Raw genomic sequence first — 21,600 nt, 5'->3', positions numbered from 1 at the left:
TGTAATGGTAGTTAACCAAAAAACTATCATTATGAATTATTTTACACGAAGCAAAAAAAATGGTGACACAGAAGATCGTTTGGTGGAAGAACCTGCGGATCCCTGGTGTGACCCTTCCTGGCGGGTTTTGCAACCGTCATATGTCGGGATAAAAAAACTGCTAACATTTATGGTAGCAGTGATGTTCTCTTTTGGACTCTATGCTCAGCTTAATGTTTCCAAAGGAAAAGTGATTATTAATTTTGGAATTGATGCAGATGTTCATTCAGGAGTTGTAACTTACAACAGCTTTGGAGATGCTGCCTTCGGAACTGATGATTGGTTTCAAGGAGCATCCGGCCTGGGTGTAATTGATGAAACACAAGGAAATGCTCTTTTTCAAGGACAGGCCAATCCTGCTGGACTTCTTCCAATGTCAGTACCACAATTTAGTGTTGTTGATGGGAGACTTTGGGTAGATGCAATTTTTGCCAGGGATAATCATTGGACCGGTAATAACAAAGATGCCACTATTTTTCAAGGTAGTAATAAAAACTTCGATAATCCTGTTTCATGGGGAGCGACCAATGGTAGTAATCCTCAAAAAAATGATATTATTGATGGGTTTGGGCATTTAAGAATTGGTCGTCCTGATATGCAAGAAATGGGAGCATTATGGGCTTTCTTTGGAGCATCTACAAGAGCAGATAATGGGACTAGCTATCTGGATTTTGAATTTTTAAGAAATGAGGTAACTCTTAATGGACTGGGTAGTGGGTTCGTATCTTCTGGACTTGACGATGGGCGAACATCCTGGCATTTTGATCCAGTTACCCAAAGTACAAGTCAATACGGAGATATTATTTTTTCTACCAATTATACTAATGGAGGGAGTGTAGTGGATGTCCGTATTTTTATATGGGTACATGAGAATACCGACTTTGCAGCCATTAGTAATTATGCCAATGTTCCATTTGAATTTGTAATGTCAAACAACACTTACGTATTTCATGGAGATGGAAAATTAGCTCCTAATTTTGGATATGCTCAAATTGTGTTAAAGAATAATTCACAAGATGTACTTCACGCTCAAGTTAATGAGACGGGTATTGTGGGTATTGATCCAATGGTGCCAGCTCCTATGTGGGGAACTATAAGTAGTGGTGGTAATATTTCAAATACGTATACTCAAACTACTTTGGCAGAATTTGCATTAAATTCTGATGCCTTTGGATTTAATAGTGGTCTAGGAGGAGCTTCTTGTGGAAAAGCTTTAGGATATGTTGTAATTAAAACACGTTCTTCTGACTCTTTTACTGCAGAGTTGAAAGATTTCTTAGGGCCTATCCCTTTTGGAAATATTCCACTTGGACAGGTTGACTTGGGAGATGATATTTGTAATGCTGAGGGGGATATTACCCTTACAGCTACCACTGTTCCTAATGATCCTAGTAAGTTTACTTTTAAATGGTATAAAGATGATGTGGAAATTCCTGGTGAAACTTCATATCAACTTGTGATATCTGGAGATGATAAGAGTGGTGTATACAAAGTTGAAGCTACAACTCAATTTGTGCCTGGTATACCAGGATGTACAGTAGATGATACTATAGTTATTAATGGCTCCCCTGTTTGTAGTATTTCAGGTGATTTAGAAGCTTGTCCAGAAGATTCAAAGCAATATTCTGGTCCTGTAGGTATGGCTTCATATCAATGGAGTGTAGAAGGTAATGCTTCAATAGATGGAGCGGATGATCAACAAACGGTAACTGTAACAGTTGGAGAAGATTGTTTATTATCATTTACATTGACACTTGTGGTGGCTAATGAAAATGGTTGTGAATCTTCATGTTCATTAGAGGTCTTTATGAAAGAAGGAGATTTTACACTTCCTGAAAATGGTTCATTAGTAATAGCCTGTGCATCTGAATTACAGCAACCAACACCACCAGCCAATGTTGTGGATGTTTGTGGAAATTCAATTACTCCTAGTGGTCCTGTAGTTTCTCAGACTCCCGATTGCGAAGGGGATGTTTCTTATACATGGACCTATGAGGATTGTAGAGGCAATAGCCATGACTGGACTTACACCTATACAATCGACTACCAAGACTTTGCAGACAATATGCCTGCCAATGGAAGTAGTACTGTAGCATGTGCTAGTGAGATCAGCCAGCCAGAGCCTCCAGCGGTAACCGACAACTGTAACAATCCTATAACTCCTGTCTTTAAAGGCGCTAGTGATCTTCCATTATGTGAGGGAGATGTAGTGTACACATGGACCTATACAGATTGTTCAGGCTTCGAGCATGACTGGACCTACACCTATACAATCGACTACCAAGACTTTGCAGACAATATGCCTGCCAATGGAAGTAGTACTGTAGCATGTGCTAGTGAGATTAGCCAGCCAGAGCCTCCAGCGGTAACCGATAACTGTAACAATCCTATAACTCCTGTCTTTAAAGGCGCTAGTGATCTTCCATTATGTGAGGGAGATGTAGTGTACACATGGACCTATACAGATTGTTCAGGCTTCGAGCATGACTGGACTTACACCTATACAATCGACTACCAAGACTTTGCAGACAATATGCCTGCCAATGGAAGTAGTACTGTAGCATGTGCTAGTGAGATCAGCCAGCCAGAGCCTCCAGCGGTAACCGATAACTGTAACAATCCTATAACTCCTGTCTTTAAAGGCGCTAGTGATCTTCCATTATGTGAGGGAGATGTAGTGTACACATGGACCTATACAGATTGTTCAGGCTTCGAGCATGACTGGACTTACACCTATACAATCGACTACCAAGACTTTGCAGACAATATGCCTGCCAATGGAAGTAGTACTGTAGCATGTGCTAGTGAGATCAGCCAGCCAGAGCCTCCAGCGGTAACCGACAACTGTAACAATCCTATAACTCCTGTCTTTAAAGGCGCTAGTGATCTTCCATTATGTGAGGGAGATGTAGTGTACACATGGACCTATACAGATTGTTCAGGCTTCGAGCATGACTGGACCTACACCTATACAATCGACTACCAAGACTTTGCAGACAATATGCCTGCCAATGGAAGTAGTACTGTAGCATGTGCTAGTGAGATCAGCCAGCCAGAGCCTCCAGCGGTAACCGATAACTGTAACAATCCTATAACTCCTGTCTTTAAAGGCGCTAGTGATCTTCCATTATGTGAGGGAGATGTAGTGTACACATGGACCTATACAGATTGTTCAGGCTTCGAGCATGACTGGACCTACACCTATACAATCGACTACCAAGACTTTGCAGACAATATGCCTGCCAATGGAAGTAGTACTGTAGCATGTGCTAGTGAGATCAGCCAGCCAGAGCCTCCAGCGGTAACCGACAACTGTAACAATCCTATAACTCCTGTCTTTAAAGGCGCTAGTGATCTTCCATTATGTGAGGGAGATGTAGTGTACACATGGACCTATACAGATTGTTCAGGCTTCGAGCATGACTGGACCTACACCTATACAATCGACTACCAAGACTTTGCAGACAATATGCCTGCCAATGGAAGTAGTACTGTAGCATGTGCTAGTGAGATTAGCCAGCCAGAGCCTCCAGCGGTAACCGATAACTGTAACAATCCTATAACTCCTGTCTTTAAAGGCGCTAGTGATCTTCCATTATGTGAGGGAGATGTAGTGTACACATGGACCTATACAGATTGTTCAGGCTTCGAGCATGACTGGACTTACACCTATACAATCGACTACCAAGACTTTGCAGACAATATGCCTGCCAATGGAAGTAGTACTGTAGCATGTGCTAGTGAGATCAGCCAGCCAGAGCCTCCAGCGGTAACCGACAACTGTAACAATCCTATAACTCCTGTCTTTAAAGGCGCTAGTGATCTTCCATTATGTGAGGGAGATGTGGTGTACACATGGACCTATACAGATTGTTCAGGCTTCGAGCATGACTGGACTTACACCTATACAATCGACTACCAAGACTTTGCAGACAATATGCCTGCCAATGGAAGTAGTACTGTAGCATGTGCTAGTGAGATTAGCCAGCCAGAGCCTCCAGCGGTAACCGACAACTGTAACAATCCTATAACTCCTGTCTTTAAAGGCGCTAGTGATCTTCCATTATGTGAGGGAGATGTGGTGTACACATGGACCTATACAGATTGTTCAGGCTTCGAGCATGACTGGACTTACACCTATACAATCGACTACCAAGACTTTGCAGACAATATGCCTGCCAATGGAAGTAGTACTGTAGCATGTGCTAGTGAGATTAGCCAGCCAGAGCCTCCAGCGGTAACCGATAACTGTAACAATCCTATAACTCCTGTCTTTAAAGGCGCTAGTGATCTTCCATTATGTGAGGGAGATGTAGTGTACACATGGACCTATACAGATTGTTCAGGCTTCGAGCATGACTGGACCTACACCTATACAATCGACTACCAAGACTTTGCAGACAATATGCCTGCCAATGGAAGTAGTACTGTAGCATGTGCTAGTGAGATCAGCCAGCCAGAGCCTCCAGCGGTAACCGACAACTGTAACAATCCTATAACTCCTGTCTTTAAAGGCGCTAGTGATCTTCCATTATGTGAGGGAGATGTAGTGTACACATGGACCTATACAGATTGTTCAGGCTTCGAGCATGACTGGACTTACACCTATACAATCGACTACCAAGACTTTGCAGACAATATGCCTGCCAATGGAAGTAGTACTGTAGCATGTGCTAGTGAGATCAGCCAGCCAGAGCCTCCAGCGGTAACCGACAACTGTAACAATCCTATAACTCCTGTCTTTAAAGGCGCTAGTGATCTTCCATTATGTGAGGGAGATGTGGTGTACACATGGACCTATACAGATTGTTCAGGCTTCGAGCATGACTGGACTTACACCTATACAATCGACTACCAAGACTTTGCAGACAATATGCCTGCCAATGGAAGTAGTACTGTAGCATGTGCTAGTGAGATTAGCCAGCCAGAGCCTCCAGCGGTAACCGACAACTGTAACAATCCTATAACTCCTGTCTTTAAAGGCGCTAGTGATCTTCCATTATGTGAGGGAGATGTAGTGTACACATGGACCTATACAGATTGTTCAGGCTTCGAGCATGACTGGACCTACACCTATACAATCGACTACCAAGACTTTGCAGACAATATGCCTGCCAATGGAAGTAGTACTGTAGCATGTGCTAGTGAGATTAGCCAGCCAGAGCCTCCAGCGGTATCCGACAACTGTAACAATCCTATAACTCCTGTCTTTAAAGGCGCTAGTGATCTTCCATTATGTGAGGGAGATGTAGTGTACACATGGACCTATACAGATTGTTCAGGCTTCGAGCATGACTGGACCTACACCTATACAATCGACTACCAAGACTTTGCAGACAATATGCCTGCCAATGGAAGTAGTACTGTAGCATGTGCTAGTGAGATTAGCCAGCCAGAGCCTCCAGCGGTAACCGATAACTGTAACAATCCTATAACTCCTGTCTTTAAAGGCGCTAGTGATCTTCCATTATGTGAGGGAGATGTAGTGTACACATGGACCTATACAGATTGTTCAGGCTTCGAGCATGACTGGACCTACACCTATACAATCGACTACCAAGACTTTGCAGACAATATGCCTGCCAATGGAAGTAGTACTGTAGCATGTGCTAGTGAGATCAGCCAGCCAGAGCCTCCAGCGGTAACCGACAACTGTAACAATCCTATAACTCCTGTCTTTAAAGGCGCTAGTGATCTTCCATTATGTGAGGGAGATGTAGTGTACACATGGACCTATACAGATTGTTCAGGCTTCGAGCATGACTGGACCTACACCTATACATTGAAGGATGATGTTCCTCCAGTAATTACGTTACCAACTTATGATGACTATATATGTAATGGAGAAGTTCCTGTAATGTTAACAGCGACATGGGTAGATAACTGTGGTGGTGAAGGTACTAGTGATGCGTATGCTGAGTTAGTAGGAGAAGATGATTGTACCAAAACCTATAAGTACACTTTTGTAGCTACTGATGCTTGTTTTAATGAGGCTAAAGAAGAGATTTTCATTGTTCAAGAAATTGAACAGATGGAATGTGAGACTGTCTTTGCTTATTATGATGATGAAATGTCGACATGCTTCCTTGACATGCCTGAAATTAAAAATAGCCGTTGGGGTTGGACAAATTATATCACTGAACCAGGTGAATATGTTCTAAGTCTATATGCGGGTGCTGCTGATTGTGATACTAATAAGGGTGTTTACAGTGGTACAGCAACTATTTCATATGATGGATCTCAAGTAACAGTGATGTATGATATGGTTGAAGGTTTCGTCCTTTCAGCAGCTCATGTATACGTTGGATGTGAACCATATCCAATGTCCAAAAATGGTGATCCTATTATAGCACCTGGACAGTATCCATTTAGTCCTAATTTAGGTGGAAATGTAGACACCTATACCGTTGGACCAATTAATGTAACAGGAGATTTCTATGTCATAGTACATGGTGTTGCTTGTGAGGTTATTTGTGCTTGTTCTGGAGATGATATAATTTCTGGAGATAACGGAGGTCAATCATTTGAAGGTGGTTCTATTGAATGTGATGATTCTAGTGAGGAAGTCATTGTGATGCCAACTGAGCAAACTGCTTCAGCTGATTTTAATGTGTATCCAGTACCATTTAAGGATGTATTGAATGTCCAATACAAGTTTAACTATAAATCAGATGTAACCATTGAGGTATTTGATATGAGAGGAGTACTTGTAAAAACAGTTAAAGATCAACAGGCTTATCCTGGTAAGGTGATGAGTATGCCAGTTGATTTTAAATATGCTGCAGAACAAGTTTACTTTATTAAGATAAGTACTAAAAAGGGAAGTTACATTAAGAAAGTGATTTCAGCTAAATTTTAAATTATAAACCCAATTTACAATGAAAAGGGCTGTTCAACTTGAGCAGCCCTTTTTTTTTATTCTATAAGAATTTTATAGTTCTTTCAAGAGCCATTCCTCTGGAACCTTTTATTAGTAGTAGTTTTTGCTTCACAGGGTATTCAGACAAAAAGTATTCTAAGTCTTTAAAATTTGGAAATTTTTTTAATGAACTAATTGTATTTGAAAAATTATGGCCCACTAGCCATACATCTGTATTCACTAAAGATGCCGCATAGTCGGCAATTTGTTGGTGTTCATTAGCTGCAGCTTCACCCAGTTCGAACATGTCTCCAAGTATCGCGAGTTTTGATGTTTCTTTTTGAAGTGCAAAATTATCTAATGCCGCATGCATACTGCTGGGATTTGCGTTATAGGCATCTAAAATAATTTTACGTCCATTTTGTTCAATTATCTGAGATCGATTATTGGTAGGAGTGTAGTTTTCAATAGCGTTTTTGATATTGTCCATAGGAACATTAAAATAACAGCCGATCATTGCAGCAGCAGCGATATTATTTAAATTGTAGGAGCCAATTAATTGAGAATGAATAGACATATTATTTACTGAAAGTTCAACAAATGGTTGGGCATTTATAAACTTAATAATAACATCTCCATGCTCATGTGAAAATGAAAATTTCCTGGGATAGTTGGCCGTTTTATTATTTTGTATTGGGTCGTCAGCATTGATGAAAATTGTTTTCTGGTGTTTTATAAGAAACTGATAAAGTTCGCTTTTTCCTTTTATCACACCTTCAACCCCTCCAAATCCTTCCAGATGAGCCTTTCCAAAATTTGTTATATATCCGAAATCGGGCTCTGCAATTGTACACAAGGTTGTAATTTCATTTAAATGATTGGCTCCCATTTCAACAATACCAAGTTCTGTTTCTTTAGTCATTGAAAGTAAGGTCAGAGGTACACCTATATGATTGTTGAGATTTCCTTTGGTTGCAATCGTTTTGTACGTGGTTTTTAGAACCGAGTGAATAAGTTCTTTTGTGGTTGTTTTTCCATTACTACCTGTAAGTGCTATTATTGGGATTCCGATTTGTTTTCTGTGATAATTAGCCAACTGTTGGAGTGCAGTAAGAGTATTATCTACTAAAATAATATTAGGGTGATTTTTGTATTGTTCTTCATCTACTACTGCATAGATTGCCCCCTTCCGTATCGCTTCTTCTGCAAATAAATTTCCATTGAAGTTTTCTCCTTTCAGAGCAAAAAATATACTGTTTTTAGGTATTGAACGAGAGTCTGTAGTTAGTGCTTCCGCTTTTAAAAAATACGTGTACAATTGAGCTGTTTCCATGAAGTAAAAGTAAAAAAAAGCCCTGAAATTTCAGGGCTTAGTTTATATTTTGCTTGCGAATTAACCTCTTGGTTTTTTCTTTTCTTTAGTTTTTGAACCTAATCGGCTCATGGCATTTCTAAATCCAATATAATCAGTTGCCATGTATTGTGGTAAATAACGACGTTGAGCTGGATCTAGCCAATAAGCTCTATCTCTCCATGACCCCCCTTTGTAAACACGTACTTCATCATTGATAAGAGATGTGCGCTTACTAGATTTATCGTATTCACGAATCATGTTGCCTGTGCTGTCAGTACTTACGTTGTGTTTAGGAGAATTGTACATCTTTTTTTGTGCTGTTATATCATCTCCAAATCTGTCAAAGAAACGGGAAGATCCTGGATCGCCATCACGGTATCCTCTATTGTCGCTTTGGGAGAAGTTAGGACGCAAATAGGTTTCTTGATCATCAACCGCAACCTTTGCTAATTGACCTGGTAAGTTTCTGGCAATAATACGACCATTACTTAATGTATCGTATTTAACCTCATTTGGTTTGACAATCATTACTTTACCATCATCTCCAATGGCATTTTTGGTATATACATTCCCACGGTAGTAATTGAAGTCATTTGCTTCATCATCTACTATAGGGCGATATACGTCAGCAACCCATTCAGCCACGTTTCCTGCCATATCATACAGTCCAAAATCGTTTGGTGGGTATGATTTAACTTCCGCTGTAATATCTGCTCCGTCATCAGACCAGCCGGCAACTCCACCGTAGTCACCCTTCCCTTGTTTAAAGTTGGCTAATTGATCACCTCTTCTATTTCTAGATCCATCACGTGTGTACTCTCCATCCCACGGATATTTTTTTCTACCTCTTATATTATTGTATTCTCTAAGGCCATTAAGAGCATTTGCAGCGTATTCCCATTCTACTTCAGTAGGTAGACGATATTCAGGAAGTAACACCCCACTTGTTTGTTTAGCAAATGTTATTTCACCTTCTCTATTTGTGCCATTTTTTCCTTGAAATTCTGTTATTTTTCCTCCGTAAGTTTCTTCTGGACGGTTAAGGTAGGTCTCAGTGCTGAAGGTTCCTTCTGCGTCTACTTGATATCGAGAATTACGCTCAATATAACCCTCTCTTTCCAAGATATGCTCATTGACACGCTCAGTTCTCCATTCACTGAATTGAACTGCTTGTATCCAATTTACACCTACTACAGGATATTCGGCATATGCGGGATGACGTAGGTAGTTTGTTACCATATTTTCATTAAATCCAAGACGGTTTCTCCATACTAAGGTGTCAGGTAAAACTCCGTGATAGATGTTTGTGTAGTTTGGATCATCTGGAGGAAAAACACCTTTAATCCAATCCAAGAATTCCGTATACATTTTATTGGTAACTTCAGTTTCATCCATATAAAAGGACTGAACGTGTTGTTGGTTCGGAGTGTTATTCCAGTCATGCATAACATCGTCTTGTACTTTTCCCATAGTAAAGGTACCTCCTTCAATAAACACCAATCCTGGAGCTGTCTCCTGGTCTTTGAAATCAGTGTTGTACTGGAAGCCCCCTTCTTTGGAATTTATATCCCATCCGGTTGCTCTGGACGTATTTTTGTTGGATGATGATGAATTTTTACAACCGATTAATGCGGTTGACATCATCAAGGTAAAGAGCACAATTTTTAAAGATTGCTTTCTCATTAGTTAAGATTTGAGTTGTCTAAATTGGTATGCAAGATAGTAATTAACACGAAATAATCAATTCTCTTTAAAAAATTATCCCGTATCGTACTATCCGTGCGTTTGGTTACTAATATCCTCAAAACGCAGAAGTACCTACTTTATTATTTATTGTTTTGTCTTTTTTAGTATTTTCAATTGTTTTTACCTGACAACCTAATAAAGAATGTCGGATTACTCGTTAGATGTTCGAGTAGTTGATGTTTAATTTGTATTGATATTATTTTGTTACGAGAAAGTGAGTACGGATCGTAGTTGAATTTAGCCAATTCGCTTGTTTCTTACAAGTTGCATTTGAAAGTTCTTTCCTGTTAGAACTAGTTTCTTTCATTAGTAGTTTTGTAAAGTTAGGATGATTAGAGCTTTAAAGTAGGAAAAGGTGTATTGTTATACAAGATTAATGTGAAATATACGTTAATAAGTAAGAAAGTGTACAAATACGAGAAATTGGTTATCTTGTAGCCTGTTTTGTTTGTCGAAAAACAACTTTATGAAAAAACTTATATTGTTAATTATTGCTGTTGCTTTGGGGGGCCACATGCAAGCTCAAGCGCCACAAGATTCCAGGGTGATTACTACGGGGGTGCCTTTTTTAATGATAACTCCTGATGCTCGATCAGCAGGTATGGGTGAGTTGGGGGTCGCGACTTCGCCTGATGCCTATTCCCAACAGTGGAATCCAGCTAAATATGGTTTTATTCAGAAACAGATTGGAATTGGGATAAGTTATACTCCTTATTTGAGTGAGTTGGTCAATGATATTTTTTTAGGAAATTTAACTTTTTATAACCGTCTAAGCGAACGCAGTGCATGGGCTGCCAGTATTAAGTATTTCAGTTTGGGTGATGTGGAGTTTACCGAGTTGGTAGGAAATGATGTTGTTTCACAAGGTATTGAACGTCCTAATGAATTGGCAATTGATGCTTCTTATACATTGAGATTAAGTGATTATTTTTCTATGGCTGTGGCTGGAAGGTATCTTCGTTCGGATCTTCGTTTAAGTGTGGATACTGATGCAAGTGCGGCTAGTTCATTCGCAGTTGATATTGCTGGTTATTTCCAATCGGAAGAAGTAGCATTTAACGATTTTAATGGCAGATGGAGAGCTGGATTTAACATTTCGAATGTTGGTCCGAAATTAAAATATGATGATTTAGGGCAAGAGAATTTTATACCTACAAACTTACGTTTAGGAGCAGGGTTTGATTTTCTTTTTGATCAGTTTAATAAGTTGAGTGTTTCGGCCGAGGTTAACAAATTACTTGTGCCAACACCACCGATAAGAGGAGTAGATCTTAATGAAGATGGTCAGATTTCAGGCCAAGAAGAGCGTGAGGCAATCGCTGAAGGAAAGGATGATAATGTGTCTTTTGCCAAAGGAATCTTTCAATCTTTTGGAGATGCTCCTGGTGGTTTTAACGAGGAGTTGAAAGAATTTACTTGGGCAGTAGGTGCCGAATATTGGTATCAAGATCAATTTGCCTTTAGAACTGGATATTTTAATGAAAGCGAAGAAAAAGGCGCGCGTAAATTTTTTACTTTAGGTGCGGGTTTCCGTTTGAATGCTGTTAATATAGATTTGTCGTACCTATTTTCAGCTTCAAAGGTGCGTAATCCTTTAGAAAATACACTTCGTTTTGGGTTAACCTTTAACTTGGGGAACGAATACTCGGAGTATTAGTAATCAATATTTTACCAATTTGAAAACAATAGATATAAAGATACAATATGCGGTTTATGATTCGATAGAAGAATTGCCTATAGAAGTTCAAGAACTTATGAAAAGGGCTGTAGATGCTCGTAGAAATGCTTATGCACCATATTCTCATTTTAAGGTGGGTGCAGCCTTGTTGTTGGAAAACGGAGAGGTTGTAATAGGAAGTAATCAAGAAAATGCTTCTTATCCTTCTGGGTTGTGTGCCGAACGAGTTGCAATATATCATGCAGGGGCGCAGTTTCCTAATCAGAAAATTACTCAAATGGCAGTTACCGCTGCTTCGGATCATAAAACTGTAATGACGCCAGTTCCTCCTTGTGGAGCTTGTCGTCAGACTATTGCTGAATATGAGGTAGGGCAACAAACTCCTATTGAAATTTATTTTATGGGAGAAACAGGTAAGGTAATAAAATCAGATTCTCTTAAAGATTTATTACCCTTGATTTTTGATGGATCTGCATTATCCTAACATCTAAATCGATTTAGTTTTAGGGCAGTAAGTGTGCTTTTTATAGATGAATTTTTTTTTTAACAAAAATCACTTATAAAAGCACTTTTTCATTTTTCCACGTTTGCTGAAAACACTACTTTTGTACTTCGCATAAAATTACGTGCGAAAGAAAATGCTTTACAAAATATCTGACTATTATTTTTTTTGAAAAATTAGGTGGATTTCATGGTAACAAAGCAATAATAGAACATTAGCAATGAAAAAAGTGACTAAAGAAGTGTACCTGAAGTGGTACGAGGACATGCTCTTTTGGAGAAAGTTTGAGGACAAACTTGCCGCAGTTTACATCCAACAAAAAGTGAGAGGATTTCTCCATTTGTACAACGGACAGGAGGCAGTATTGGCGGGTGCTTTGCACGCAATGGATCTTACTAAAGATAGAATGATAACCGCCTACAGAAATCACGTACAACCCATCGGTATGGGTGTTGATCCACGTAGGGTGATGGCTGAACTGTATGGAAAAGGAACCGGAACGTCTTTTGGACTAGGAGGTTCAATGCACATTTTCTCTAAAGAACACCGTTTTTACGGAGGTCATGGTATTGTAGGAGGACAAATTCCTTTAGGAGCTGGATTGGCTTTTGGGGATAAGTACTTCGGAAGAGATTCAGTTACTCTAACATACATGGGTGATGGTGCAACTCGCCAGGGGTCATTGCATGAAACCTTCAACCTAGCAATGCTTTGGAATCTTCCAGTAGTGTTTATTGTTGAAAATAATGGATACGCAATGGGAACCTCTGTTCAACGAACTGCAAATCATACTGATATTTGGAAATTGGCATTAGGTTATGAAATGCCATGTGGTCCAGTAGATGGTATGAATCCGGTGAAAGTAGCGGAGGCTATGCACGAGGCAATTGAAAGAGCTCGTAGTGGAGGTGGACCTACTTTCCTTGAAATGAAGACATATCGTTACCGTGGACACTCTATGAGTGATGCTCAGCATTATAGGACTAAAGAAGAAGTAGAAGAGTACAAGAAGATAGATCCTATAACTCAAGTTTTAGATGTTATTAAAGAGAAAAAGTATGCTACCGATACAGAAATCGAAGCAATAAATCAACGCGTAACGGATTTGGTTAAAGAGTGTGAGGAGTTTGCTGAAAATTCTGCATATCCTGATAAGAATGTAATGTACGATGTAGTATACTCTCAAGAAAATTATCCTTTTTTACCACATAAACTTTCATAATAATGGCAGAAATTATCAATATGCCGCGATTAAGCGACACCATGGAAGAAGGTGTAGTTGCAAAGTGGCTTAAAAAAGTTGGAGACTCCGTTAGTGAAGGCGATATTTTAGCAGAAATTGAAACTGATAAGGCTACCATGGAGTTTGAATCATTTCACTCAGGCACACTACTTCATATTGGAATTCAAGAAGGAGAAGGAGCTAAAGTAGATACGCTACTTGCTATCATTGGTCAACCTGGGGAAGATATTTCATCATTACTAGGAGCTGGAGGAGTGTCAAAAGAAGTTATTTCAGAACTGCCGAAAGAAGTTGTTTCTAACAATACTTCTACTGTTTCCATACCTAAAGGGGTAGAAATAGTAACTATGCCACGTCTTAGCGATACAATGACAGAAGGTACTGTTGCTGGCTGGTTGAAAAAGGTTGGTGATGAAGTAGTTGAGGGCGATATTTTGGCAGAAATAGAGACAGACAAGGCCACAATGGAATTCGAGTCTTTTTATAAAGGAACATTGCTTTATATTGGTATAGAAGAAGGAGGTTCGGCTCCTGTGGATTCTGTATTGGCTGTAATTGGACCTAAGGGAACAGATATTAAATCGGTTTTAGCTGCATTAGAAGACGGTGTGGCTCATACCTCTAGTACAGAGGAGGTGTCATCCGTTAATGAAAGTCCAAAAGCAACCAATACAGTAGATATACCTTCTATTGTAAATGATGGAGGGAGAGTTTTTGCTTCTCCATTAGCAAAAAGGATAGCTCAAGAAAAAGGTATTAATCTAGCGGAGATTAGAGGTACCGGTGAAAATGGGCGCATTGTTAAAAAAGACGTAGAGAACTTTACTCCTCAAGCTGTATCAACTTCGGAAGTTAAATCGATGACTGATGGAGGTAAAGTTGCTTCTGTAATGCCATTTGTACCTGCAGGACAAGAGTCTTTTGAGGAAGTGAAAAATTCACAAATGCGTAAGACTATTGCTAAGCGTTTGGGAGAATCTAAATTTACAGCTCCTCATTATTATTTGACTATAGAGGTGGATATGGAAAATGCTATGGCTTCAAGAAGCTTTATCAATGCACTTCCAGATACCAAGGTATCTTTTAATGATATGGTAGTTAAAGCATGCGCAATGGCTTTAAAAAAACACCCACAGGTAAATACTACTTGGAATGCTGATACTACTCGTTATAATCATCACGTTCATGTTGGAGTAGCTGTTGCAGTTGAGGACGGCTTGGTAGTTCCTGTGTTGAAATTTACTGATCAGATGAGCCTTTCGCAAATAGGAAGCCAAGTTAAGGATTTAGCTGGAAAAGCAAGAAGTAAAAAGTTAACTCCAGCTGAAATGGAAGGAAGTACATTTACGGTATCAAACCTTGGAATGTTTGGTATTCAGGAATTTACATCTATCATTAATCAGCCCAATTCTGCCATACTTTCTGTAGGTGCTATTGTTGAAAAACCTGTAGTGAAGAATGGTCAGATAGTTATTGGCAATACTATGAAAGTTACCTTAGCTTGTGATCACCGAACTGTTGATGGGGCTACAGGTGCGCAGTTCTTGCAAACTCTACAGGCATATTTAGAAAATCCTGTAACAATGTTAGCATAAGCTAATTCCTAAAATAAATACTAAAAAGCTGCCTATTTTATGGGCAGCTTTTTATTTTAACGGTGTATTTAGTTGGGAATTTTGACCTGTTTTTTGACTTAAAGGAATATTATTAACTTCTTTTTTTATCTTTAACCATTAAAACAATTCTAATCTCATGAAAATTTTTTTTCTACTATTTATCTTAATTGCAGTTTCATGTAAATCTGTTGATAATACGGACAAGGCTTCAAAAAAATTTACTGATAATATTCCTTTATCTACCGAGGAGTCTGTAGGTGATTTAATGAAGTTTCTTGCCTCTGATGAATTGCAAGGTCGAAATACAGGAACTATTGGAATTGAGTTAGCTGCTGATCATATTGAAGGGATTTTTACAAAGCATGGAGTTAAGCCGTATTTTGAATATTATAAGGATACGCTTCAACGTATGTCAAATGCATTTAATGTAGTTGGATATTTGGAGGGGACAGACCCAGTTTTAAAGAACGAGTTTATTATTATCGGTGCTCATTATGACCATATTGGTGTTGTTAAACCGATAGAAAATGACAGTATTGCTAATGGTGCTAATGATAACGCGACTGGCACAACTGCTGTGGTTGAATTAGCTAAGTATTTTGGGCGAGCAAAAACGAATAAGAGAAGTTTATTGTTTGTATTGTTTACAGCTGAGGAGATGGGGCTTGTTGGCGCAAAGGATTTGGCAAAACGATTGAAAGAAGACAATTTTTCGATGTATACAATGGTGAATTTTGAAATGATTGGTGTACCGATGACTTCAACTTATAAAGCCTATTTAACAGGATTTAAAAAGTCGAATATGGCTCAAAAAATTAACGAATATGCCGGGAAGGAATTAGTAGGTTTTTTACCTCAGGCTGAAGAATATCAGCTTTTTAAACGATCTGATAATTATTCGTTTTTCGAGGAATTTAAATTACCTGCTCAAACCATTTCAACCTTTGATTTTACCAATTATGAATATTATCATCATGTAAAGGATGAGGTGCAGTTTATGGATTTTGGCTTTATGTCAACACTTATAAATGATATGATACCTGTAATTGAAAAAATGGCAGGGACTTCCGATAAGGAAATAAAAATGTATTAATATTATTATTTTGAATTACATCCTAACTAAAGGTCAAACACATTACTGTTGTTTGACTATTTTTTATTGTTAACAGCAAAATAAAATTACCTGACCATGAAACATGTTATTATCACTGGTGCCAGCAGAGGGATAGGTTTTGAAATGGCCCAACTTTTAGCTAATGAAGGACATAGTGTTTTAGCACTTTCTAGAAACCAGCAACCTTTGAGTTCTCTTAAAAACCCTAATATAACTTGTTTGCCATTTGATATTAGTACAGCTGGTGATATGTTGAAATTGTCACAATGGGTGACAAATCAGTGGAGGCATATAGATATTGTAATCAATAATGCTGGAAAATTAGTTAATAAACCATTTAGTGAAATCACTTCTGAAGAATTTTTAGAAGTTTACCAAGTAAATGTTCTTGGAGTAGCTAGCCTAATTAAAACTATACTTCCATTTATGTCGAAAGAGGGGCATGTGGTGAATATCAGTAGCATGGGCGGTGTGCAGGGTAGCGTGAAATTCCCTGGACTTTCAGCATATAGCTCTTCTAAAGGTGCTTTAATTACTCTTACTGAGCTTTTGGCAGAAGAATACAAAGAAACCGGTCCTTCTTTTAACGTATTGGCATTAGGGGCTGTGCAGACTGAAATGCTTGAAGAAGCATTTCCTGGTTATAAGGCCTCTTTGACTGCCAGTGAAATGGCTCAATATATTGTTGGTTTTGCCCTAACGGGACACAAATATTATAACGGAAAACTATTACAGGTTTCAAATAGTACTCCTTAAAATTAGGTTTTACATTTAGAATTGCACCCAGTATTACATAAATATGTTCCTGAAAAGGCGGTATCAACCTGTTTGGAGTTGATCACTTCATATGAAGTGCATCTTAAAATTGTCAATGAGCGAGTAACACGACATGGTGATTATAGGAGATTGCCGAACGGTTTACATCAAATAACTGTTAATGCAAATCTTAATAAGTATCGCTTTCTAATAACACTTATACATGAAATTGCACATTTGGCAGCCTTTAAGAAATATGGTACAACTATTAAACCTCATGGTGTTGAGTGGAAGTATACATTTCAATTCTTAATGTTGCCGTTGATTCATCCAGAGATATTTCCATCTTCTATATTGCCTGTTTTGGCGCGCCATTTTAAAAACCCAACAGCTAGTAGTGATACGGACGTTAAATTATCGTTGGCATTAAAGCAGTATGATCCTTCCAATGAGAAAAGTTATATCTTTGAAGTACCTTATGGTGGTTTTTTTCGGATTTATAACGGGAAGATATTTCAGAAAGGAAACAAACGAGTGAAGCGTTATGAATGTACTGAGGTGAGTACAGGAAGGGCTTACTTGTTTCAGCCTAATGCCGAAGTTGAGTTATTGCCATAAGATTGAAAAACGATAAGAAGACAGCTTTAAAAAATGAAAAAAAACTATTATGCCATTTTGATGGCCGGTGGGGTAGGCTCGCGCTTTTGGCCTGTAAGTACGTTAGCATTTCCCAAACAATTTCACGACATGCTAGGGACCGGAGAAACGCTTCTACAGCGCACTTTTAAAAGGTTAGAAGGTTTGATTCCACAAGAAAATATATTTGTATTAACTAATTCACTGTATAATTCTCTTGTATTAGAGCAGTTGCCTAACATTACTGAAAGGCAAATACTGTTGGAACCTGCCATGCGAAATACGGCACCATGTATTTTGTACGCAGCCTTTAAAATTCAGAAGGAAAATCCTGATGCAGTAATGGTTGTGGCTCCAAGTGATCATTGGATTGAGGATGAAGTAGCTTTTACAGAGGATATTCAGAGAAGTTTTGATGAGGCTACTTCCAAGGATGTATTAATGACTTTAGGTGTCAAACCTACATTTCCTAATACTGGTTATGGGTATATACAATATGAAAAAGGGAATTCAGATGGAGTTCAGAAGGTCCAACAATTTACAGAGAAACCGAATTACCAAACAGCGAAGTCGTTTTTAGCGGAAGGAAATTATTTGTGGAATGCAGGAATCTTTATTTGGAGTGTTTCAAGTGTTTTAAGAGCCTTTCATAACTTTCAGCCGAAACTTTATCAATTATTTGAAAAAGGGTTGCCCTTTTATAATACAGAAAGTGAGTCAGCTTTTATACAAGACAACTATGCATTGGCGGATAATATTTCGGTTGACTATGCAATTTTAGAGTCATCTCCTAATATCTATGTATTGCCGGCATCTTTTGATTGGAATGATTTGGGAACCTGGGGGTCTTTATATGAAAAATTGCCTAAAGATTCTTCACGTAATGCCATTGTTAATGCCCAAGTGATATGTTATAAGGCAGAAGGCAACATGATACGTACTGCAAAAGGAAAAGTTGTTGTAATTGATGGTTTGAATGATTATATTGTAGTCGATAAAGAAGAAGTGTTGCTTATATGTCCAAAAAGTAAAGAACAAGATATAAAAATGATGCTTGCAGAAGCAAAAAAGCAATTTGGAGAACAATTAGCGTAAGATTTATATGGAACAAACCCACCCAAATGACAGTTCGCCCCAAGAGCAAGACAAGGCATTATTCAATGGCATAGATTGGTTTAAAAATTTTTTTAGAGACTTATTGGATATCCGTAATGAAACCGATCAGGATGCAACTGTTGAAAGTATAAAAGCCGATATTAATTTTAGAGGGCATACTTCATGGATTTTGATCTGTTCAATTTTTATTGCTTCAGTTGGTTTGAATGCCAATTCTACTGCAGTTGTTATTGGAGCGATGCTTATTTCACCATTAATGGGGCCAATCTTAGGGATTGGATTGTCTTTAGCGATTAATGATGTTGACACTCTTAAAAGATCAGTTAAGAATTTTGCTGTGATGGTAGGGTTAAGTATTCTTACAGCCTTTTTGTTTTTTAAATTCTTTCCATTACGGGATGCCTCATCAGAGCTGCTAGCCAGAACAGCACCAGATATTAGGGATGTTTTAATTGCTTTCTTTGGAGGACTTGCATTGGTAATTGCTAGGGCTAAAAAAGGAACCATTGCAAGTGTTATTTATGGAGTTGCTATTGCAACTGCCTTAATGCCTCCCTTATGTACTGTTGGTTTTAGCTTAGCTATAGCAAACTTTAATTATGCTGCTGGGGCCATGTATCTTTTTACTATAAACACCATTTTTATTGCTTTGGCGACCTTTTTGGTGCTTAAAGTACTTAAGTTTCCAATGGTTGAATACGCGGATTCTTCTAAGCGTAAACGTCTTTCTAGGTTTGTATCTATATTAGCTGTGTTGGTAATGATTCCAGCTGGATACACTTTTTATAAAGTATGGCAAAAATCAACTTTTAATAACAGTGCATCTCAATTTATTTCGGATACTATAGTTCCTTATCGTTTTTCAGAGGGAGGGATGTTTTTAAAAGAGCTTTCAAATGTTGAGTATAATGATGGTCATCCTTATATTGAATTGGTTTTTATGGGAGATGAAGTGATTCCAGAGAATGTTATCAATACTTGGAAACATCAATTAGGAAACTATAATTCCTTAAAAAATACAGAGCTCAAGGTTATTCAGGGAAATAAAGATGGTGCCCAGCAAGGTCGCTATATTATGGAGTTATACGAATCTCATAAAGAGGAGCTTGCAAATAGTAAGTCTAGGGTAAATGTATTGGAGAATGAATTGGAACGCCTAAATAAGCTAACCAAAGGGAGTACAGAATTTGAGCAGATTGTTAAAGAAGCGCAGATTAACTATGAATCCCTGAGTGAACTCTCATATGCTAATGTTCTTAAGTCTAATTTTGCTAAAATAGATACAGTACCTACATTTATGGTGAAATGGAAGCCTGGAGTAGGTGAGGCAACTCAGCAACGCGATTTAAGAAAATTAAGAAAATGGTTGCAATTAAAGATAGCGTCTGACACCTTGATAGTAAACACGCAATAATATTTAATACACTCTAGGCACGTTCTTCCAAATACATTTGACGAACCTTTTTAAACAACTCCGAAGAATATACGAAATTGGTAACGGCTTCATTATCGGTTTTGAAGATTTCATGTTTTGTGCCTTCCCATTCCTTGTATCCATTTTTTAAGAATACAATTTTTTCGCCAATTTCCATTACTGAATTCATATCATGTGTATTGATAACAGTAGTGATGTTGTATTCTTCAGTGATTTCTTTAATCAAGTTATCAATTACCATTGCCGTATTAGGGTCAAGTCCTGAGTTTGGTTCGTCACAAAACAGGTATTTTGGTTTGTTAACAATGGCACGCGCAATTGCTACCCTTTTTTGCATTCCTCCAGAAATTTCAGAAGGATATTTATGGTGGGCATCAACCAAATTAACTCGATTTAATACAAAATCTACTCGTTCTTTCATTTCAGCTCTTGACTTATTAGAAAACATTTTTAGTGGAAACATGACATTTTCTTCCACCGTCATTGAATCAAAAAGTGCGCTTCCTTGAAAAACCATCCCCATTTTTTGACGAAGCTTTCGTTGATCATCTTTTTGTAGGTTTAGGTAAATTTTTCCGTCGTAGCTAATGGATCCTTCCTCAGGTGTGAAAAGACCCAGTAGTGATTTAAGAAATACAGTTTTACCTGATCCACTTTGTCCTATGATTAGGTTTGTTTTTCCTTTTTCAAAAACCGTGGAGATTCCCTTTAATATGTGAGAATCTCCAAAAGATTTATGTACATTTTCTGCAACTATCATTATCCTAAAAGTAATTGAGTAATAACATAATTTACCAAAATAATAACTACACTGGTCCAAACAAAAGACGTGGTAGCGGCTTTACCTACTTCAAGCGCACCCCCTTTCATGTAATAGCCGTGATAAGCAGGTATGGTAGCTAATATAAAAGCAAAAACATATGTTTTTGTGAATGCGTAAAAAACGTGAAAAGGTTTGAAGTCACTCTGTATTCCCATAATATATTCGGCACTTGTGCTGTAGCCTCCGTATACTCCGGCAACCCAGCCTCCTAAAATACCTAGATACATCCCTATGGCAACTAAAAATGGATAGAACATAAGTGCGACTATTTTTGGGAAAATAAGGTAATTTACTGAATTAACACCCATTACTTCCAATGCGTCAATTTGTTCAGTAACACGCATTGTTCCTATACTTGAGGTAATGTAGGATCCAATTTTACCTGCCATAATAATGGAAGTGAAGGTAGGAGCAAACTCCAAAATAACGGATTGACGTGTGGCAAATCCTACTAGGTATTTTGGAATTAAAGGATTATCGATGTTTAGAGCTGTTTGAATTGCAACTACCCCTCCAACGAAAAATGAAATAAATATAACGATACCTAGAGCTCCGTAAATGAGGTCGTCAATTTCTTTAAAAATAAGATTTTTGGTGATAGACCATTTTGTAGGTTTGTGAAAAACCTCCTTAATCATTAGAAAATATTGACCTATAGCGTTAAGATGTTTCATGCGCAAAAA

13 protein-coding genes and 2 pseudogenes are annotated in these 21,600 nt (G+C 38.2%); 11 read left to right on the top strand and 4 right to left on the bottom strand.

Going from position 1 to position 21,600, the window contains the following annotated elements; genetic code table 11:
• Positions 1-31 precede the first annotated feature (31 nt).
• Positions 32-6,898 carry a T9SS type A sorting domain-containing protein gene (locus tag PT603_RS09080; RefSeq protein ID WP_309258594.1) on the top strand — a complete coding sequence of 2,289 codons (6,867 nt, stop codon included), beginning with the start codon at positions 32-34 and terminating at the stop codon, positions 6,896-6,898.
• 61 nt (positions 6,899-6,959) lie between these two features.
• On the opposite strand, the gene PT603_RS09075 is transcribed toward PT603_RS09080, so the two are convergent.
• Both PT603_RS09075 and gldJ read right to left on the bottom strand, forming a co-directional pair.
• Positions 6,960-8,231, bottom strand: a complete 1,272-nt coding sequence (locus tag PT603_RS09075) for a UDP-N-acetylmuramoyl-tripeptide--D-alanyl-D-alanine ligase (RefSeq protein ID WP_008239656.1) — start codon at positions 8,229-8,231, stop codon at positions 6,960-6,962.
• 60 nt (positions 8,232-8,291) lie between these two features.
• On the bottom strand, positions 8,292-9,935 hold the full coding sequence (gldJ, locus tag PT603_RS09070) for a gliding motility lipoprotein GldJ (RefSeq protein ID WP_008239655.1): 1,644 nt from the start codon (positions 9,933-9,935) through the stop codon (positions 8,292-8,294).
• Between the two features lie 529 nt (positions 9,936-10,464).
• Between gldJ and porV the strand changes: the two genes are divergently transcribed.
• From porV to PT603_RS09025, 10 genes and pseudogenes are all read left to right on the top strand, one after another.
• Positions 10,465-11,655, top strand: a complete 1,191-nt coding sequence (gene porV / locus PT603_RS09065) for a type IX secretion system outer membrane channel protein PorV (protein WP_008239653.1) — start codon at positions 10,465-10,467, stop codon at positions 11,653-11,655.
• Between the two features lie 19 nt (positions 11,656-11,674).
• On the top strand, positions 11,675-12,160 hold the full coding sequence (gene cdd, locus PT603_RS09060; protein ID WP_008239651.1) for a cytidine deaminase: 486 nt from the start codon (positions 11,675-11,677) through the stop codon (positions 12,158-12,160).
• A 238-nt stretch (positions 12,161-12,398) separates the two neighbouring features.
• Positions 12,399-13,400 carry a pyruvate dehydrogenase (acetyl-transferring) E1 component subunit alpha gene (gene pdhA, locus PT603_RS09055; protein WP_008239649.1) on the top strand — a complete coding sequence of 334 codons (1,002 nt, stop codon included), beginning with the start codon at positions 12,399-12,401 and terminating at the stop codon, positions 13,398-13,400.
• 2 nt (positions 13,401-13,402) lie between these two features.
• Positions 13,403-13,664, top strand: a pseudogene (locus tag PT603_RS13770) (biotin/lipoyl-containing protein); the annotation flags it as partial.
• A gap of 80 nt (positions 13,665-13,744) precedes the next feature.
• Positions 13,745-15,016, top strand: a pseudogene (locus tag PT603_RS09050) (pyruvate dehydrogenase complex dihydrolipoamide acetyltransferase); the annotation flags it as partial.
• A 157-nt stretch (positions 15,017-15,173) separates the two neighbouring features.
• Positions 15,174-16,130: a M28 family peptidase gene (locus PT603_RS09045; RefSeq protein ID WP_008239646.1), complete on the top strand. Its 957-nt coding sequence runs from the start codon at positions 15,174-15,176 to the stop codon at positions 16,128-16,130.
• Between the two features lie 96 nt (positions 16,131-16,226).
• Positions 16,227-16,907 carry an SDR family NAD(P)-dependent oxidoreductase gene (locus PT603_RS09040; protein ID WP_008239645.1) on the top strand — a complete coding sequence of 227 codons (681 nt, stop codon included), beginning with the start codon at positions 16,227-16,229 and terminating at the stop codon, positions 16,905-16,907.
• A 21-nt stretch (positions 16,908-16,928) separates the two neighbouring features.
• Entirely contained in the window at positions 16,929-17,525 is a 597-nt protein-coding gene (locus tag PT603_RS09035) for a SprT-like domain-containing protein (RefSeq protein ID WP_008239644.1), read from the top strand.
• A 33-nt stretch (positions 17,526-17,558) separates the two neighbouring features.
• A complete protein-coding gene (locus PT603_RS09030) occupies positions 17,559-18,638 on the top strand; it encodes a mannose-1-phosphate guanylyltransferase (protein WP_008239643.1) in 1,080 nt (359 codons plus the stop codon).
• A 7-nt stretch (positions 18,639-18,645) separates the two neighbouring features.
• On the top strand, positions 18,646-20,073 hold the full coding sequence (locus tag PT603_RS09025) for a DUF389 domain-containing protein (protein WP_008239642.1): 1,428 nt from the start codon (positions 18,646-18,648) through the stop codon (positions 20,071-20,073).
• A 13-nt stretch (positions 20,074-20,086) separates the two neighbouring features.
• Here the strand turns inward: PT603_RS09025 and PT603_RS09020 are convergent, their stop codons facing one another.
• Both PT603_RS09020 and PT603_RS09015 read right to left on the bottom strand, forming a co-directional pair.
• Complete coding sequence (locus PT603_RS09020; protein ID WP_008239641.1) at positions 20,087-20,854, bottom strand: ABC transporter ATP-binding protein; 768 nt, start codon at positions 20,852-20,854, stop codon at positions 20,087-20,089.
• Positions 20,854-21,591: an MlaE family ABC transporter permease gene (locus PT603_RS09015; protein ID WP_008239640.1), complete on the bottom strand. Its 738-nt coding sequence runs from the start codon at positions 21,589-21,591 to the stop codon at positions 20,854-20,856. Before PT603_RS09015 ends, PT603_RS09020 begins: the two co-directional genes overlap by 1 nt.
• Positions 21,592-21,600: the final 9 nt, after the last annotated feature.

Origin of the sequence: Imtechella halotolerans (genome assembly GCF_028743515.2) — a bacterium.
In the GTDB taxonomy this organism is placed as follows: domain Bacteria; phylum Bacteroidota; class Bacteroidia; order Flavobacteriales; family Flavobacteriaceae; genus Imtechella; species Imtechella halotolerans.
The sequence above is the reverse complement of the archived record's forward strand: the minus strand, read 5'-3'. Positions and strand labels throughout refer to the sequence as shown.